The sequence below is a fragment of the Kitasatospora phosalacinea genome (genome assembly GCF_030268885.1).
Classification (GTDB): Bacteria; Actinomycetota; Actinomycetes; order Streptomycetales; family Streptomycetaceae; genus Kitasatospora; species Kitasatospora phosalacinea_C.
Genome location: NZ_BSSA01000003.1, coordinates 94,413 through 109,917, shown reverse-complemented (window position 1 = coordinate 109,917; position 15,505 = coordinate 94,413). Strand labels below are relative to the sequence as shown.

General features: G+C 76.7%; 15 protein-coding genes. 9 read left to right on the top strand and 6 right to left on the bottom strand.

What is annotated here, in order from left to right:
* Positions 1–104: 104 nt before the first annotated feature.
* From QSK52_RS06625 to QSK52_RS06610, 4 genes are all read right to left on the bottom strand, one after another.
* On the bottom strand, positions 105–1,049 hold the full coding sequence (locus QSK52_RS06625; RefSeq protein WP_285734640.1) for an NAD-dependent epimerase/dehydratase family protein: 945 nt from the start codon (positions 1,047–1,049) through the stop codon (positions 105–107).
* 259 nt (positions 1,050–1,308) lie between these two features.
* A complete protein-coding gene (locus QSK52_RS06620) occupies positions 1,309–2,304 on the bottom strand; it encodes a hypothetical protein (RefSeq protein ID WP_285734637.1) in 996 nt (331 codons plus the stop codon).
* Positions 2,301–3,872 (bottom strand): DUF3492 domain-containing protein, encoded by a 1,572-nt coding sequence (locus tag QSK52_RS06615; protein ID WP_285734636.1) that lies wholly within the window; start codon positions 3,870–3,872, stop codon positions 2,301–2,303. The genes QSK52_RS06620 and QSK52_RS06615 overlap by 4 nt, the downstream gene beginning before the upstream one ends.
* Before the next feature lie 286 nt (positions 3,873–4,158).
* Positions 4,159–5,076 carry an alpha/beta fold hydrolase gene (locus tag QSK52_RS06610; protein ID WP_285734634.1) on the bottom strand — a complete coding sequence of 306 codons (918 nt, stop codon included), beginning with the start codon at positions 5,074–5,076 and terminating at the stop codon, positions 4,159–4,161.
* A 233-nt stretch (positions 5,077–5,309) separates the two neighbouring features.
* On the opposite strand from QSK52_RS06610, the gene QSK52_RS06605 reads away from it, so the two are divergent.
* The 3 genes from QSK52_RS06605 (at position 5,310) to QSK52_RS06595 (ending at position 6,729) form a co-directional block, all read left to right on the top strand.
* On the top strand, positions 5,310–5,966 hold the full coding sequence (locus QSK52_RS06605; protein WP_033251448.1) for a TetR/AcrR family transcriptional regulator: 657 nt from the start codon (positions 5,310–5,312) through the stop codon (positions 5,964–5,966).
* A 140-nt stretch (positions 5,967–6,106) separates the two neighbouring features.
* Complete coding sequence (locus QSK52_RS06600) at positions 6,107–6,334, top strand: DUF3107 domain-containing protein (RefSeq protein ID WP_033251447.1); 228 nt, start codon at positions 6,107–6,109, stop codon at positions 6,332–6,334.
* 119 nt (positions 6,335–6,453) lie between these two features.
* A complete protein-coding gene (locus tag QSK52_RS06595; protein WP_285734632.1) occupies positions 6,454–6,729 on the top strand; it encodes a hypothetical protein in 276 nt (91 codons plus the stop codon).
* Positions 6,730–6,745: 16 nt separating this feature from the next.
* Here the strand turns inward: QSK52_RS06595 and QSK52_RS06590 are convergent, their stop codons facing one another.
* Complete coding sequence (locus tag QSK52_RS06590; RefSeq protein WP_285734630.1) at positions 6,746–7,471, bottom strand: ferritin-like fold-containing protein; 726 nt, start codon at positions 7,469–7,471, stop codon at positions 6,746–6,748.
* 580 nt (positions 7,472–8,051) lie between these two features.
* Between QSK52_RS06590 and QSK52_RS06585 the strand changes: the two genes are divergently transcribed.
* The 6 genes from QSK52_RS06585 to QSK52_RS06560 all read left to right on the top strand — a co-directional run bounded on the left by QSK52_RS06585 (position 8,052) and on the right by QSK52_RS06560 (position 14,548).
* Positions 8,052–10,553, top strand: a complete 2,502-nt coding sequence (locus tag QSK52_RS06585; RefSeq protein WP_352230273.1) for a DEAD/DEAH box helicase — start codon at positions 8,052–8,054, stop codon at positions 10,551–10,553.
* A gap of 162 nt (positions 10,554–10,715) precedes the next feature.
* Positions 10,716–11,558, top strand: coding sequence for an alpha/beta fold hydrolase (locus tag QSK52_RS06580; protein ID WP_285734628.1), 843 nt, complete (start codon positions 10,716–10,718; stop codon positions 11,556–11,558).
* A gap of 425 nt (positions 11,559–11,983) precedes the next feature.
* The gene (locus QSK52_RS06575; protein ID WP_162869915.1) at positions 11,984–12,127 is read left to right on the top strand and encodes a hypothetical protein; all 144 of its coding nucleotides are present in this window, start codon (positions 11,984–11,986) and stop codon (positions 12,125–12,127) included.
* A gap of 248 nt (positions 12,128–12,375) precedes the next feature.
* Positions 12,376–13,014, top strand: coding sequence for a DUF6758 family protein (locus tag QSK52_RS06570; RefSeq protein WP_033211956.1), 639 nt, complete (start codon positions 12,376–12,378; stop codon positions 13,012–13,014).
* A 164-nt stretch (positions 13,015–13,178) separates the two neighbouring features.
* Positions 13,179–13,652, top strand: coding sequence for a hypothetical protein (locus QSK52_RS06565; RefSeq protein ID WP_285734624.1), 474 nt, complete (start codon positions 13,179–13,181; stop codon positions 13,650–13,652).
* 47 nt (positions 13,653–13,699) lie between these two features.
* Positions 13,700–14,548, top strand: a complete 849-nt coding sequence (locus tag QSK52_RS06560; RefSeq protein ID WP_285734621.1) for a PHP domain-containing protein — start codon at positions 13,700–13,702, stop codon at positions 14,546–14,548.
* A gap of 29 nt (positions 14,549–14,577) precedes the next feature.
* Here QSK52_RS06560 and QSK52_RS06555 read toward each other — a convergent pair whose 3' ends face one another.
* Entirely contained in the window at positions 14,578–15,222 is a 645-nt protein-coding gene (locus QSK52_RS06555) for a suppressor of fused domain protein (protein ID WP_285734619.1), read from the bottom strand.
* Between the last annotated feature and the right edge of the window lie 283 nt (positions 15,223–15,505).

Genomic DNA, 15,505 nt, shown 5'->3' with positions numbered 1-15,505 from the left:
GGGGTATTCCAAGACAGTGGGTCCAGTGGGTGAGATGCACGACACCGGATGCCGAGACCTCGGCTCCCCGGGCCAACCCCCTGGTCAGGCCCGGCCGTTCCGGTTCACACCCGGCAGGCGGTCTCCAGCCAGACGTCCCCGAGCGACTCCTCCAACGGCACCTGCGTCCGCCATCCGAGACGGTCCCGGGCGGTCCGGACGTCCGCCTGCCGCCACTGCACCGGCTCGACCACCGCCCGCGCCTCCACGGCCCGCAGCCCCTCCGCGCCCGCCTGCTGCGCGGGCAGCACCACCTGCCGGGCGTCCTCGGTGACGGTGCCCTCGAAGCCGGACGCCCGCACCAGCAGGTGCGCCGCGTCCCGGGCCCGGACGGCGTGGCCGGAGCCGATGTTGATCACCCCGGTGGCGGCCGAGACCGCCGCCGCCTGGATCGCCCGCGCGACGTCCCGGACGTCGACGAAGTCCCGGTAGCCGGACAGGTCGGGCATCCGGACCTGGCTCTCCTCCTGCTCCAGCGCCCGCCGCAGCCCCTCCGCCAGCCGCCCGAACAGCGAGGCCGTCGGCGCCCCCGGCCCCACCACGTCGAACACCCGCAGCACCAGCGCGTCCAGCCCCGAGTTCAGCACCAGCTCGGTGCCCGCCAGCTTCGACACCCCGTACGGGCCCACCGGCCGCGGCTCCGCGCTCTCCGGGATCGGGCCCCCGGGCTGCGCGGGCCCGTACTCGGCTGCCGACCCCACGTGCACCAGCCGCGCGGGCTCCCGGCTGCGCCGGATCGCCTCGCAGACCGTCGCCACCGCGAGCGTGTTGGACCGGATCAGCGTCCGCGACGTCCCGTACGTGGCCCCCGCGCAGTTGATCACCACCTGCGCGGCCACCGCGTCCAGGAACCGGGCCAGCGCCCCCGGGCTCCCCGCGGCCAGGTCGAACCTGATGTCCGCGGAGTCCCCCCGCCCCAGCACCGTCACCTGGAGCCCCTCCTCCGCCAGCAGCCGATCGGCCACCCGCCGACCGATGAACCCGTCGGCTCCCAGCAACAGCACCCTCATCGGGTCCCAGTCCTTCCCTCGGGCCCGGCAGCCGCCGGGCGAAACCACATCCGATCAACACCCCGGCCCCCGCCGGCGCCCCGCCGCGCGGGGCCCCGCGACCGCCGGACGCCCGCGCGGGCGGAGCCCGGCCCGACCGGTCGCGACGACCGGACGGGCGGAGCCGACAGCAGCCGACGACCGGCCCCCGGCCGGCCGCGACAGCCCCGGCGCCCGGACCCCCGCCGTCCGGCACGGCCGTCCGCGGCCGGAACCCCCCTCACCGGTACGCCCCCGGCCCCGTGGACGGCGGCCAGGCGGTGCCGGCCAGGAGCAGGGCGGGGCCGAGCGCGGCGGCGGAGAGCGCGCCGCTCGGGGAGGCGCCCAGCCAGTGGGCCGGAGCGGGGAGGGTCAGCAGGGCGGCAGCGGCGGCGGCGGTGAGGACGGCGACCGCGGCCGCGGTCGGGCGTCCGGCGTCGCGGACGGCGGCGGCGAGCAGCGGCAGGGTGCCGAGCACCAGGAGCGCGGCCCACCCGGTGGCCGGGGTGTCCCCGGCCACCGCCCAGCCGAGCCCGGCGAGGGCGGCGAGCTGCGCCAGCACGGCCAGCGGCAGCGCGAACCGCAGCCGGGAGCGGTACTCCCCCAGCGTGGCGGCCCCGCCCTGTCGTCGACCGAACCGGCGCAGCCAGGCGGCCGCCCATCCGGCGGTGGCCGCGCCGAGCGCGGCGGCCCGCGCCGCGCCGGGCGCGGCCGCGGCGAGGAGCGCCAGCAGCAGGCCGGTGCCCGCGCCCTGGCCGAGCGCGGCCCACGGGACGCCGCCCCGGGCGGGGGCCGGTTCCCGCTGTTCCGGCCCCCAGTCGTCCTGGTCCGCCGCCCCGCCCCGGGCCTCCTCCCCGCCGCTCCGCCGTTCGACCGCGGCCCCGGCCCCCGCGCCGAGCAGGACCGCGAGCGCCCCGCCGGGCAGGCCGCCGAGGGTGGCGGCGGGCAGCAGCGGCAGCAGGTGGGCGGCGGCGGTGCGGAGGGCGGCGAGCGGGAGGGTGCGCAGCGGTTCGGCGGGCGGCAGCGGCTCGCGGGTGGGCGGGCGGCGCGGGACGCGGGCGTACAGCTCCTCGGCGAGGCCGAAGACGTCGGCGTGCCGGTAGCGGGCGGCGCCGTCGACGGCCAGGCCGGAGTCCTCCAGCGCGGCGGCGATCTCCAGCGGGTCGACCGCCTGTTCGCACAGGTCCCGGTTGCTGTCGAGGAGTTCGCGCACGGGGTCGGCGGGGGTGCCGGTCACAGCGCCTCCGCGAGGGCGGGCCCCGGGGTGCGCGGCGCCTGCCCGGCGGGCGCCGGCGGCGGGGTGCTGCCGCCGGAGACCCAGTACTCGGCGGGGCGGGCGAAGGGGCGGGCCGGGGCGCCGGGGCGGGCCGGGAAGGCCGGGTAGCGGGAGACCAGGTCGAGGTAGATCTCGCGGAAGGCGCCGACCACGGGTTCCACGGCGAAGCGTTCCTGCGCCCGGAGCCGTCCGGCCAGGCCGAGCCGGGAGCGGCGTTCGTGGTCGGTGAGCAGGGCGAGGCAGGCGGCGGCGAGCGCGCGCGGGCTGCGCGGCGGCACCAACAGGCCGGTGGGGCCGAGCACTTCGCGGGCGACGCCGACCTCGGTGGAGACCACGGCCCGTCCGCTGAGCATGGCGTCGGCGAGCAGCCGGGGGCTGCGCTGGGCGAGCGCGCTGAACACCACGACGCTGCCGGACTCCCAGGCGGCGGCCGAGCTGCGGGGCCGTCCGGCGAACTCGACGGCGTCCGCGACGCCGAGCCGTCCGGCGATCGCGGTGCAGTGCGCGAGGTAGCCGGGGGCGCCCTCCTCGCCGTACACCTTCAGCCTGGCGGCGGGCAGTTCGGCCCGGACCCGGGCGAAGGCGTGCAGCATCAGTTCGGGGTCGCGGCCGGGTTCGAGGGCCCCGGCCCAGACCAGGGTGGGCGCCCCGGGCTCCGCCCCGGCGGCGGGCCGTTCGGTGGCGGCGGTGCCCTCGTGGACGATCCGGGTGCGGGCGGCCTCGCCGCCGCAGCGCTGCTGCCACTGCCGGTCGTACTCGCTGCCGGGGGTGAGCACCGCGGCCTGCCGGTAGGTCTCCTCGGTCAGCTGCCGGAAGAAGGACAGCAGCAGGGCGCGCACCGGCCAGCGGTACGGGGCGCTGCGGTAGCCGCGGTACTGCTCGCGCAGGTGCAGGCCGTGCTCGGTGACCACGAACGGGACGCCGTGCAGTTCGCGGGCGACCAGCGCGGGCAGCGCGGCCGGCCCGCCGCCCACCACGTGGCACAGGTCGGCGCCGCCGAGCCCGGCCGGGCCGGTGCCGTACCAGGGCGCGGAGAGCGGCCGCAGGCACTGCTCCAGCAGGTCGGCGGCGACCAGCACGTCGCAGACCAGCGGCTGGCCCCCGGCGGTGTCGGCGCCGGGCATCCGCCAGACCCGCTCCAGAGCGCGGTGGGCGTGGCCGGAGGCGAGGAACGCGGGCAGCGCCTCGTCCTCCCGGCCGAGCGCGGCGAGCCGGTACAGCGCGGGCCCGAACCCGGCCCGCTCGCCGGGCGTCACCAGGGCGCGGACGAGTTCCTCGTACGCCTTGGTGTACGCCCGGCGGCGCAGGGCGGTCGGTCCGCGCCCGCCGGGGCGGCGGCCCCACATGGGCAGTTCGTGGACGCCGTGCAGGCCGCGGACGCCGCTGGGCGGGGCGGGGCGGCCGGCGGGCAGCAGCCGGTAGAGCCGGAACTCGTGCTCGGGCAGGCCGCCGACCAGGCGGCCGCACCAGCCTCCCTCGCCACGCTGCGCGTTGGTGAGGGTGCCCTCGGTGAGCAGAGCGATGCGCACGACGCCTCCAGAGCAGAGCGTTTCCACTGGGTTCACGGCCCTACGACACAGGGGAGTGCGTCCGTGCTCGACGGTCACCCGGCCGGTGCCCGCTCCCCGCGGTCGCCGCCCTCGCCGTCTCGCCCCCCACACCTGTTCGGTCCGACAACACGACGGTAGAGCGCCAGGCCGAGCCCCCTAGGGGCCCGGCCCGGCTTGCCACACCATCGAGTGAACGCCCGTGACCTCGCGCGTCCCCGTTCCGTTCTTCGGGCTTCCCGCCCGGTGCGCCCCGCGTGCGCCGGGCTCAGCCGCGCCGATCGGCCTCCGCGAGCAGCTCCCGCACCGCGCGGGCGACCGGCGCGGGGTGCTCCAGCATCGCCACGTGCCCGGAGTCCGGCAGCACCAGCAGCCGGGCGTCCCGGAACGCGGCGCAGGCCCGCCGGGCGGAGCGGTAGGACACCAGCTTGTCCTTGAGCCCGTAGACCAGCAGCACCGGCGCGGTGACCTGCTCGGCCTGCCGCCACAGCGACTGCTCGCCGCGCTCGGTGTACGCGCTGACGATCCCGCGCGCCGACCCGGCCAGCACGCCCAGGGCGTACGGGAGCGCGGACCGGCGGCGGTACTCGGCGACGGCCCGGGCCCGGCGGTGGGCGGGGATGCCCGCCGGGTCGGCGTAGACCAGGCCGAGCAGGTCGGCGGTGGCGGTCTCCGGGTCGGCGGCGGGGCCGCGGCGGCGGATCAGCTCGGCGACGCCGGGCACGGCCAGCAGCCCGGTCGACCAGGCGGTGCGCTGCGGGGGCAGTTCGGGCAGCGCCGGGGAGATCAGGGTGAGGCTGCGCACCAGGTCCGGCCGGAGCGCGGCGAGCCGGACGGCGACCGCCCCGCCGAGCGAGTTGCCGAACAGGTGCACCGGCCCGCGCCCGCTCTCCTCCAGGTACCCGATCACGGCCCGGACGTGCCCGGAGACCGACAGGTTGCCGTCCAGCGGCGGGGCGGAGTGCCCGAACCCGGGCAGGTCGACGGCCTCGCCGTCCACGTCGTCGGCGAGCAGGTCGAGGAGTTCGAGCCAGTTGTCGGCGGAACCGCCGAGACCGTGCACGAACAGGGCGGGCGGCAGGTCCTCGCGGGGCGCGGAGTGCCGGCTGACGGCCAGTGCTGCGCCGGGCACCTCGACGGTGCGGTGCGGCTCCAGGGCGGCGAGGGGGTGCTGGGAGGCGCTCATGGAGCACGATGGTAGTGAGGGCGGGAGCCGCCGACACGGCCGGTCACGGGCCCGTACTGCCCCCGTCACGAGGCCGTCTCGACCCGTGGACAGCCGCGGCCCGGGCCGTATTGTGGGCTCCCGACAAGGGCGGTTGTGCGCTTTACTCGGCTTCACCCGCGCACGAGCGGGTTACCGAAAAGTAGAATCAATCACCCCGCCAGTCCATCGCAGACCGTGAAGTGAGGAGCGCCGTGACGGCCATCCAGGAGGCGCAGGAGCGTCCGCGCGGTGCCCGCCTGCCGCGAAGCGCCCGCCGTGAACAACTGCTCGGAGCCGCCCAGGAGGTGTTCGTCGCCCAGGGCTACCACGCCGCCGCCATGGACGACATCGCCGAGCGGGCCGGCGTCAGCAAGCCGGTGCTGTACCAGCACTTCCCGGGCAAGCTGGAGCTCTACCTCGCGCTGCTCGACAAGCACTGCGACGCCCTGGTGGACGGCACCCGGGCCGCGCTGGAGGCGACCAGCGACAACAAGCAGCGCGTGGCCGCGACCATGGAGGCGTACTTCCACTACGTCTCCAGCGAGTCCGGCGCGTTCCGGCTGGTCTTCGAGTCGGACCTGACCAACGACCCGGCGGTGCGCGAGCGGGTCGACCGGGCCACCGACCTGAGCGCGACCCTGGTCTCCAAGGTGATCGCCGAGGACACCGACCTGCCCGAGGCCGAGGCCAAGCTGCTCGCGGTCGGCGTCTGCGGCCTGGCCCAGATCACCGCCCGGTACTGGCTCACCCAGGACGGCGAGATCCCGCGCGAGGAGGCCGTCCGGCTGGTCGCCAGCCTGGCCTGGCGCGGCCTGAAGGGCTTCCCGATGCACCCCGCCCAGGAGGGTTCCGCCGAGCAGGCGGACTGAACCGCGATTCGGCCCTGAGCGGACCGACCCCCGACCTTCGCCTCCCGGCCGGGTTGCTGCCTTAAGGTGATGCCCGTACGGCGCTCCCACCGCGAACGGCGGTCGGGGGCGCGCGGCCAGCTACCGGAGGGACGGAAGCCGTGGAGGTCAAGATCGGCGTGCAGAACGCGAACCGGGAGATCGTCCTGGAGAGCGCGCAATCTGCCGAAGAGGTCGCGGACGCGGTCGCCAAGGCCCTGGACGGCACCTCGAAGCTGTTCACCCTGGTCGACGAGCACGGCCGCCGCGTGCTGGTGCCGTCCGAGCGGCTCGCGTACGTCGAGATCGGCGAGCCGTCCGTCCGCAAGGTCGGCTTCGGCACGCTCTGAGCCCGCGTCACCGGCGCCCCGTCCCCCACCGGGGGGACGGGGCGCCGTGCTGTGCGTACCGGTGGGCCCGGGCGGGTAGGCGGACTGCTGCCGCAGCGTCGCGCACCAGGGAGGCAGCCGTGTGGGAGGCGATCACGTCGGTCCTGATCGGGCTGGCCGTCGGGGTGGGCGCCCTGCTGGTGCGGCCCGACCTGTACCCCGGCCCGCGGGCGCTGCCGGTCGGCACGGCGCTGGTCTCCGCGGTGCTGGCCGACCGGATCGGCCACTACGTGCTGGACGGGCACGCGCCGCTGCTGGCGCTGGCGCTCTCCGCCGCCGTGGCGGCCCTGCTGGTGTCGCTGCCGGCCCGCCCCGACCTGCGGCCGGGGCCCCGCGGCCGGCACCGCCACCCCTGAACGCCGGCGGCCCCGCTCAGGAGGCCAGGCCCAGCGCCGCCATCCGCTTGGTGTGGGTCTCGGTGATCCGGTTGAACATCTTGCCGACCTCGACCAGGTCGAAGCCGCGCACCTGCGCCCCGCCGACCAGCAGGTTGGACAGCGCGTCGCGCTCGGCGACCACCCGCTGCGCCTGGCTGAGCGCCTCGCCCATCAGCCGCCGCCCCCACAGCGCGAGCCGCCCGCCGACCCGCGGGTCCTCGGCGATCGCCTGCCGCACCCGCTCGACCGCGAACTCGGCGTGCCCGGTGTCGGACATCACCCGCAGCACCAGGTCCCGGGTGTCGTCGTCGAGCCGGACGGCGACCTCGCGGTAGAAGTCGCTGGCGATCGCGTCGCCGACGTACGCCTTGACCAGGCCCTCCAGCCAGTCGGCCGGGGCGGTCATCCGGTGGAAGTTCTCCAGCGGTTCGACGAAGGGCTCCATCACCGCGACCGGGTCGGCACCGACCTCGGCCAGCCGGTCGTGCAGCAGCTGGTAGTGCTGGAACTCGGCGGAGGCCATCCGGGCCAGCGCGGCCTTCTCCTCGATGCCGGGCGCGAACTTGGCGTCCTCGGCCAGCCGCTCGAAGGCGCTCAGCTCGCCGTACGCGAGGGCGCCGAGCAGGTCCAGCACGGCCGCCCGGTACTGCGGGTCGGCGGCCCGGGCCGCCCAGGGGCCGATCGAGTCGGTGGGCCCGTCCGCGGGTTCCTGAGTCTCCATGGCAACGACCTTAGTGGTCCCGCCCGGCCGCCCGGAGCCGCCCTCCGACCACCCCGCCAGCCGGGTTCGGCCGGTCGGAGTATCGACCGTCACGTGTTCGAGTCGTCGCTTGACTGTATGGTAGGTGGTGAGGCCAGGTGTAAGACCGGCGCGGCCCGTCCGTCCAACGGCAGGCCGCGCAGTCGTGCCCGGTGGCGTTCCGCCGCCCGGTGCAGCACCCGGCGCTCACGTACGCGGATGCCCGGTCGGAGACCCGATCGGCTCCGACCTGGCCCGAGCCTCGGGCCCAGGCACCGCACCAGGCCGAGCGAGGGCCGCCGCGGACCGCGCCGACAGCGCGCCGCACGACCCGGTTCACCACGGGACGCCCTCCCCCGCGCCGCCCGCCCGACGCGCCCCTCCCGGGGCCGCCCGGGCACGGCAGGACGCGTTCGGGCTCGGCCCTCCACATGGAAGAGGCAGCACCCTGTCCACCACCGTTGACCCCACCAAGACGACCTTCCGCGACCTCGGCGTCCTCGCGGAGACCGCCGAGGCCCTGGAGGCCGTCGGCATCGTCCACCCCTTCCCGATCCAGGAGATGACCCTGCCGGTCGCGCTGACCGGCCACGACGTCATCGGCCAGGCCAAGACCGGCACCGGCAAGACCCTCGGCTTCGGCCTCCCGCTGATCGAGCGGGTCGTGGTCAAGGCCGACGTCGCCGCCGGCCGGGCCACCGCCGAGCAGCTCTCCGAGAGCCCGCAGGCGCTCATCGTCGTCCCCACCCGCGAGCTCTGCACCCAGGTCACCAACGACCTGCAGACCGCGGGCAAGGTCCGCGACGTCCGCGTGCTGGCCGTGTACGGCGGCCGCGCGTACGAGCCGCAGGTCGAGGCCCTGAAGAAGGGCGTGGACATCGTGGTCGGCACCCCCGGCCGCCTGCTCGACCTGGCCGGGCAGCGCAAGCTCGACCTGTCCAAGGTCCGCGCCCTGGTCCTGGACGAGGCCGACGAGATGCTCGACCTCGGCTTCCTGCCGGACGTCGAGAAGATCATCACCATGCTGCCCGCCAAGCGGCAGACCCTGCTCTTCTCGGCCACCATGCCCGGCCAGGTCATCTCGCTGGCCCGCCGGTACATGAGCCAGCCCACCCACATCCGCGCCGCCGCCCCGGACGACACCGGCACCACCGTCGCCAACATCGAGCAGCACATCTTCCGCGCGCACTCGCTCGACAAGGTCGAGATGGTCTCCCGGATCCTGCAGGCCGAGGGCCGCGGCCTGGCGATGATCTTCTGCCGCACCAAGCGCACCGCCGCCGACGTCGCCGAGCAGCTCACCAAGCGCGGCTTCGCGGCCGGCGCGGTCCACGGCGACCTCGGCCAGGGCGCCCGCGAGCAGGCCCTGCGCGCCTTCCGCAACGGCAAGGTCGACGTCCTGGTCTGCACCGACGTCGCCGCCCGCGGCATCGACGTCGAGGGCGTCACGCACGTCATCAACTACCAGTGCACCGACGACGAGAAGACCTACCTGCACCGGATCGGCCGCACCGGCCGGGCCGGCGCCTCGGGCACCGCCGTCACCCTGGTCGACTGGGACGACATCCCGCGCTGGCAGCTCATCAACAAGGCGCTGGACCTGCCGTTCAACGACCCGGAGGAGACCTACTCCACCTCGCCGCACCTCTACGAGCTGCTGCGGATCGCCCCCGGCACCAAGGGCGTCCTGCCCCGGTCCGAGCGCACCCGGGCCGGCCTGGACGCCGAGGAGGTCGAGGACCTCGGCGAGACCGGCGGCCGCGGCGGGCGCGGTGGACGCGGTGGCCGCGACTCCTCCCGGGACGCCCGCGACTCCCGTGACGGCCGCGACTCGCGCGGCGGACGCGGTGGCGCCCCCGAGAGCCCGGCCCCCGCCGAGCGCCCGCGCCGCTCCCGCGAGCGCCGTCGCACCCGCGGCGGCAGCAGCGCGGCCGCCGTCGCCCCCGAGACCCAGACGGTCGAGCAGCCGCAGCCCGCCGCCACCGGCACCGGCCCCGCCGCCGCGCCGGTGGAGGGCCGCAGCCCGCGCCGCCGCAGCCGCAACCGCCGAGGCGGCGGCAGCGCCGCGGCCGCCGCCGTCGAGGCCACCGCCACCCCGGCGGCGGTCGAGGCGCCCGCGAGCGCTCCCGCGCCCGTCGTGGAGGCCCCGGCCGCCGAGGCCGCCACCACCGCCGCCCGCACCCCGCGCAAGCGCACCCGCAAGGCCGCCGCCCCGGCGTTCGCCGAGCCGGTCGCCGCCCCGGAGCCGGTGTCCGCCCCCGAGCCGGTCGCCGCCCCCGAGCCGGTCGCCGCCGAGCCCGTGATCCGCTCCCGGACGCCGCAGCAGCGCGCCATCCGCAAGCCGGTCACCTCCCTGGTGTCCCCCGCCGAGGAGCCCGCGGCGGCCCCGGCCCCGCGCAAGCGCGCCGCCAAGAAGGCCGTCGTCGCCACCGAGGCCGCCCCGGCCGCGGTCGTCGAGGCGGCTCCGGTCGAGGAGGCCCCCGCGCCGCGCAAGCGGGCCACCAAGAAGGCCGTGGCCGCTGAGGCCGCCCCGGCCGAGGAGGCCCCCGCGCCGCGCAAGCGCACCACCAAGAAGGCCGTAGCTGCTGAGGCCGCCCCGGCCGAGGAGGCCCCGGCCCCGCGCAAGCGCACCACCAAGAAGGCCGTCGTCGCCACCGAGGCCGCCCCGGCCGCGGTCGTCGAGGCGGCTCCGGTCGAGGAGGCCCCCGCGCCGCGCAAGCGCGCCACCAAGAAGGCCGTGGCCGCTGAGGCCGCCCCGGCCGAGGAGGCCCCGGCCCCGCGCAAGCGCACTTCGAAGAAGGCCGTGGCCGCTGAGGCCGCCCCGGCCGAAGAGGCCCCCGCGCCGCGCAAGCGCACCACCAAGAAGGCCGTGGCCGCTGAGGCCGCCCCGGCCGAAGAGGCCCCCGCGCCGCGCAAGCGCACCACCAAGAAGGCCGTGGCCGCTGAGGCCGCCCCGGCCGAGGAGGCCCCGGCCCCGCGCAAGCGCGCCACCAAGAAGGCCACGGCCGCCACGGTCGAGGAGATCCCGGCTCCGCGCCGGACCCGGAAGGCCGTCGAGCAGTAACCCGCACCACCCCCGCCGCAGGGGAGGGACCGACACCACGTCGTCCCTCCCCTGCGGCGTTCCCGGCCCCCGTCCGCGCCGTCCCGCCCTCCGCCGCCGGGGGCGTCGTCGGCCGTAGGGTGAGCCCGAAGCGTCGGGGTCGGAGATGAGGGGTCGCAGCGGATGAGTACGCCGCCGTTCTTGAAGTTGCCGTCGTGCGTGCGGGTGACCCGGATGGCGGGGTTGGCCGCGTTGTGGGGCGAGCCGACGGGGGCGGTGCGGGGGACGGCGGTGCTGGTGCCGGGGTTCACCGGCAGCAAGGAGGACTTCATCGCGCTGCTGGAACCGCTCGCGGAGGCGGGTTTCCGGACGGTGGCGGTGGACCAGCGGGGCCAGTACGAGTCCGGTGGTCCGGAGGACCCGGCGGCGTACACCGTCCCGGCGCTGGGGGCGGACGTGCGGGCGGTGACGGCGGAGCTGGGGGTGGCGGGGCCGGTGCACCTGCTGGGGCACTCGTTCGGGGGGCAGGTGGTGCGCGAGGCGGTGCTCGCGGCGCCGCAGGACCTGCCGTGGGTGTCGCTGACGCTGATGTCGACGGGAGCGGGGGCGATCGATCCGCCGGAGGCGGCGCGGACGGCGATGCTGCTGGAGGCGCTGGACTCGATGGACCTGGAGTCGATCTGGCAGGTGATGCGGCAGCTGGACGGCGAGCGGGTGCCGCCGCTGGACCCGGAGATCGCGGAGTTCCTGCACCGCCGCTGGCTGGCGAACCGCCCCCAGGGCCTGCGGGCGGCGGCCGCGCACCTGGTGTCGGCGCCGGACCGGGTGGACGAGCTGGCGGCGGTGCCGTTGCCGAAGCTGGTGCTGTCCGGGGAGCGGGACTACGCCTGGCCGGTCGAGGAGCAGTCGCGGATGGCGGAGCGGCTGGGCGCGGCCCGGCTGGTGGTCCCCGGCGCGGGCCACTCCCCGAACGCCGAGCGGCCGGCCGAGACGGCGGCGGCGCTGGCCGCGTTCTGGTCCGCCTGAGCCGCGCCCGGCGGTCCGCGGTTTCCGGCCGGATCCGGGCCGCGGGCAGGTCTCCTGACGAGTGATCAGAAGTCGGCCCGGGTTTTCGCGCGACAAGAATCGTTAGGTCGGGTAATATTTGATTCCGTCCGGGATCAGTACCCTCCGGCGGCCGCACCCTCCTCCGGCCGTCGAGACCACGGATTTAACCGGTGGGCAACCGCCGGGAAGCAGCGTCGCGGCACAGTGGGACATCGGGGCACTACGCCCTCCCTCCGGTGCCGCAGGGAAAGTGCCGCTGAAGAAGTCCTGCCTGAGAGTGGGGGGAACGACGGGTGACTGCACCTGCCGGACGTCCGACCCAGCCAACGCCGACGAGCCACCGCCTGGTGGCCACCCGTCGGCCGAGTCCGCCTCGGAGTCCGAGGACGGGAAGGGAGAGGCCCATGCGTTTCGAGATCCTCCGCCTGGATCACGCCGGCACGGAGACCGACCGGCTGATCGCCGACGCGGAGACCGTGTCCGAGTACCTGAAGGCCGCCGCGCAGACCGGCGAGCGCCTGTACATCCGGCCGTGCAAGGCCGTGTGAGCGAACGCGGACGGACCTCCGGGCCCGCCGACGTTCCGATACCCGGCTGACGCCCCGTCATCGCAGGAGACCCCTGGGACGGCGGGGCGTCAGTGTGTTCGGGGGCCGTCACCTGCGGGGGTTTGACGGTGCTCCCGCCGGGACATCACCTCTGCCGGACCCGGGCCGTTGCCGGGGCGGCTCGTGACGCACTCCTTACGGGTGATCGTCCTTGACGCAGCAGTCCGGAGGGAGGACCGTTGTCGGTTATGAGGGGCGAGCCAAGCTGCCCGAGGTGCGCCGGTCGGGTCCGCGCCCCCGGCCTCTTCTCCGACACCTGGCAGTGCGATCTGCACGGCGCCGTGCATCCGATGCAGCCGGTGCTGCCCCCGAGCATCGAGGCCCTGAACGTGGCGGTGAACCGCTCGCAGGTGCCGGTCTGGCTGCCCTGGCCGCTGCCGGTGGGCTGGCTGTTCACCGGGATCGCGCACGCGGGTGACGACCTGTCCGGCGCCCGGGCCACCGCCGTCGCCTGTTCCGGCCCGGCCCCGCTGGGCGGGTTCGGCGAGCTGGTGCTGGTGGCCGAGGAGCTGGGCATCGGCCTGGGCGCCCGGTACGCGGGGCTGGACGGGCCGGACCCGGGCGACTCGGTGGCGCTGTACAAGCCGGCCGACGCGAAGCTGATGGCGGCGGGCCGGCCGACGCCGATGTTCCACGTGCCGGGGGCGCCGGACGACCGGGCGGTGTACGTCGGCGAGGCGCGCGGCCTGTGGCTGTGGGCGATCGCCTGGCCCGAGCAGTCGGCGCTGCTGATGCACGACGAGCTGGTGCTGACCGACCTGCGGGACGCGGGCGCCGAGCTGGGCCTGCTGCCCTGCGGGGCGCTCTCGCCCCGGCTGCTGGGCTGAGGCCCGACCCGCCGGGCTGAGGCCCGACCCGCCGGGCCGGGCTCCGCCCAGATCGTCAGCGCGCCGGGGAAGGTCCCGTGCCCGGCGCCGGGTTCGGTGAGCAGGAACCGGCCGTGGCCGCGGCGCGGGGTGTCCCGGTAGGCGTCGCCGCGCACGGTCGGCCGGTGGAGGTCCCGCTCCCCGTCCCCGGGGACGGCCCCCTCCAGCAGTTCGACGTCCACCAGCCGCCGGAGCGCGGCCCGGTCGCGGTCGGACAGCTGCTCGCCCGCGCCGAGCCGGGCGAGGGCGTGCAGGACGTGGCGGCGCAGGCGGCCGGGACCGTCGGCGCGGATCGCCCGCAGGGCGGGGACGGCGGCGGGACCGATCGCGTCCGGCACCCGGCCGGCCGTGAACTCCTCGCGCCGGTCGCCGAGGAGCGGCAGCACCGCGGGCAGGACGACGGCGAGCGCGGCGGGGCCGGGGCCGCCCAGGACGGTGCGCACGGCCTCCCGCGCACCGCGCTCCGGCCGGGCCGGCGGGGCGGACGGCGCGGCGGCCCGCTCGGCGCCGAAGTCGTCGAGCAGCGCGGCGACTTCGCGCTCGGCCGCCGGTACGTCGTCCCGGGTCTCCGTGCCGGAGGGGGTCGGGCAGCGGACTGACGGGCCGTCCGCCGCCCCGGGCCGGGCGGCTCCCTATCCTGGGCGGCATGCGCATCGATCTGCACGCCCACAGCAACGCCTCCGACGGCACCGACTCCCCGGCCGAACTGGTCGCCAACGCGGTCGCGGCCGGGCTGGACGTGGTGGCGCTGACCGACCACGACACGGTGTCCGGCTACGGGGCGGCGGCGGCCGCGGTGGCCGGGACGGGGCTGGTGCTGGTGCCGGGGGCGGAGCTGTCCTGCCAGGTGGACGGCATCAGCATGCACCTGCTGGCGTACCTGTTCAACCCCGCGGAGCCCGCCTTCGCGGCCGAGCGGGAGCTGGTGCGCACCGACCGGTTCCGACGCGGGCGGGCGATCGTGGAGCGCTGCCGGGAGCTGGGGGCGCCGATCAGCTGGGAGCAGGTGGAGCGGATCGCGGGCGACGGCTCGGTGGGGCGCCCGCACATCGCCTCGGCGCTGGTGGAGGCGGGCGTGGTGGCGAGCGTCTCGGACGCGTTCACGCCCGAGTGGCTGGCCAACGGCGGGCGGGCGGACGTCCGCAAGCACGAGACCGACCCGGTGACGGCGGTCCGGCTGGTGCGCGCGGCGGGCGGGGTGCCGGTGTTCGCGCACCCGGGCGCGGTGAAGCGCGGGCGGACGGTGTCGGACGCGGTGATCGCCGAGCTGGCGGCGGCCGGGCTGGGCGGGCTGGAGGTCGACCACGTCGACCACGACGAGCCGACCCGGGCCCGACTGCGCGGCCTGGCGGCCGAGTTGGGGCTGTTCACCACCGGCTCCAGCGACTACCACGGCAGCCGCAAGACCGTCCGGCTGGGCGAGCACACCACCGACCCGGCCGCGTACGAGGAGCTGCTGGCGCAGGCGACGGGGGCGGCGCCGATCACCGGCTGACCCCCCGCCGACCGCCCGCAGCCCGGCCGTCAGTCGAGCGGGACGCCGCGGCGGCCGGGGTCGCGCAGGTCGGTGCCGTGCTGCAGCCAGCGCTCCTGCAGCGCCTCGGCGCCCTGGACGCGCTTGAACGCGGCCTCGTTGGGGGTCATCGGCAGCAGCGGCAGGAAGCGCACCGGGTCGGCCGGTTCGGGGAGGTCGAGGTCGGCGACCAGGCCGCCGGGCTCGGCGGCCAGCACCGAGGTGAACGGGGCTCCGCTCCACAGCGGGGAGCCGAGGTCGAGCGAGCCGCCGGGGGCCACCACCAGGCCCTCGACCTGCGGGCTGGCGGCCAACACCGCGAGCGCCTTGTGCACCTCGTCGCGGCCGCCGCGGACGGTCAGCACCAGTTCGGCGCGCGGGCCGCGCACCGGGTCGGCGACCGGGGAGGTCGGGTCGGCCATCGGGGCGGCGGCCATGCCGAGCGTCGCGTACCGGACCAGGCCGTCGGCGTCGGGGCCGAAGCGCAGCACCTCGATCCGGTCCGCGCCGACGAAGGTGACCGCGGCCCGGCCGGTGGGTTCGCCGAAGGTGCCGGTCAGCCGGGCCTCGACCAGGGTGAGGACGGTCTGCCGGGCCGGGCCCGCGGGGCCGTCCGGCTGCGAGAAGTCGCCGAAGTGAGGGAAGTCGTGCGCCATGCCGCGACCTTAGCGCGGGCGCGCCGCGCCGAACCTTGGCGCGACCTTTACCCGGCCGACGCCGAATGCCGGGCGCGGCTCCGGGAAGAACTGTTAATGTGAGCGGTCGGCCTTGTGAACACGAACCAGGGCCGCCACGGCCCCAGCGCGGGCCCCGGCGTGGAGGAGGTGGTCACGGTGGACAGCAGTCGACCATGCAGTACCGGCAGCTCTCTCCGGCCCACCCCGGCCCGCCGCCCGCGCGGCTGACCGGGCCCACCCCGCAGTGTCGCGCGCGGCCGAG

Excerpts from the sequence above, each read along its gene's own strand:
- QSK52_RS06555 (WP_285734619.1), bottom strand. The coding sequence starts at position 15,222 with ATGGCGCACGACTTCCCTCACTTCGGCGACTTCTCGCAGCCGGACGGC.
- QSK52_RS06625 (WP_285734640.1), bottom strand. The coding sequence starts at position 1,049 with ATGAGGGTGCTGTTGCTGGGAGCCGACGGGTTCATCGGTCGGCGGGTG.
- QSK52_RS06560 (WP_285734621.1), top strand. The coding sequence starts at position 13,700 with ATGCGCATCGATCTGCACGCCCACAGCAACGCCTCCGACGGCACCGAC.
- QSK52_RS06580 (WP_285734628.1), top strand. The coding sequence starts at position 10,716 with ATGAGTACGCCGCCGTTCTTGAAGTTGCCGTCGTGCGTGCGGGTGACC.
- QSK52_RS06610 (WP_285734634.1), bottom strand. The coding sequence starts at position 5,076 with ATGAGCGCCTCCCAGCACCCCCTCGCCGCCCTGGAGCCGCACCGCACC.
- QSK52_RS06585 (WP_352230273.1), top strand. The coding sequence starts at position 8,052 with ATGACCCTGCCGGTCGCGCTGACCGGCCACGACGTCATCGGCCAGGCC.
- QSK52_RS06570 (WP_033211956.1), top strand. The coding sequence starts at position 12,376 with ATGAGGGGCGAGCCAAGCTGCCCGAGGTGCGCCGGTCGGGTCCGCGCC.
- QSK52_RS06590 (WP_285734630.1), bottom strand. The coding sequence starts at position 7,471 with ATGGAGACTCAGGAACCCGCGGACGGGCCCACCGACTCGATCGGCCCC.
- QSK52_RS06575 (WP_162869915.1), top strand. The coding sequence starts at position 11,984 with ATGCGTTTCGAGATCCTCCGCCTGGATCACGCCGGCACGGAGACCGAC.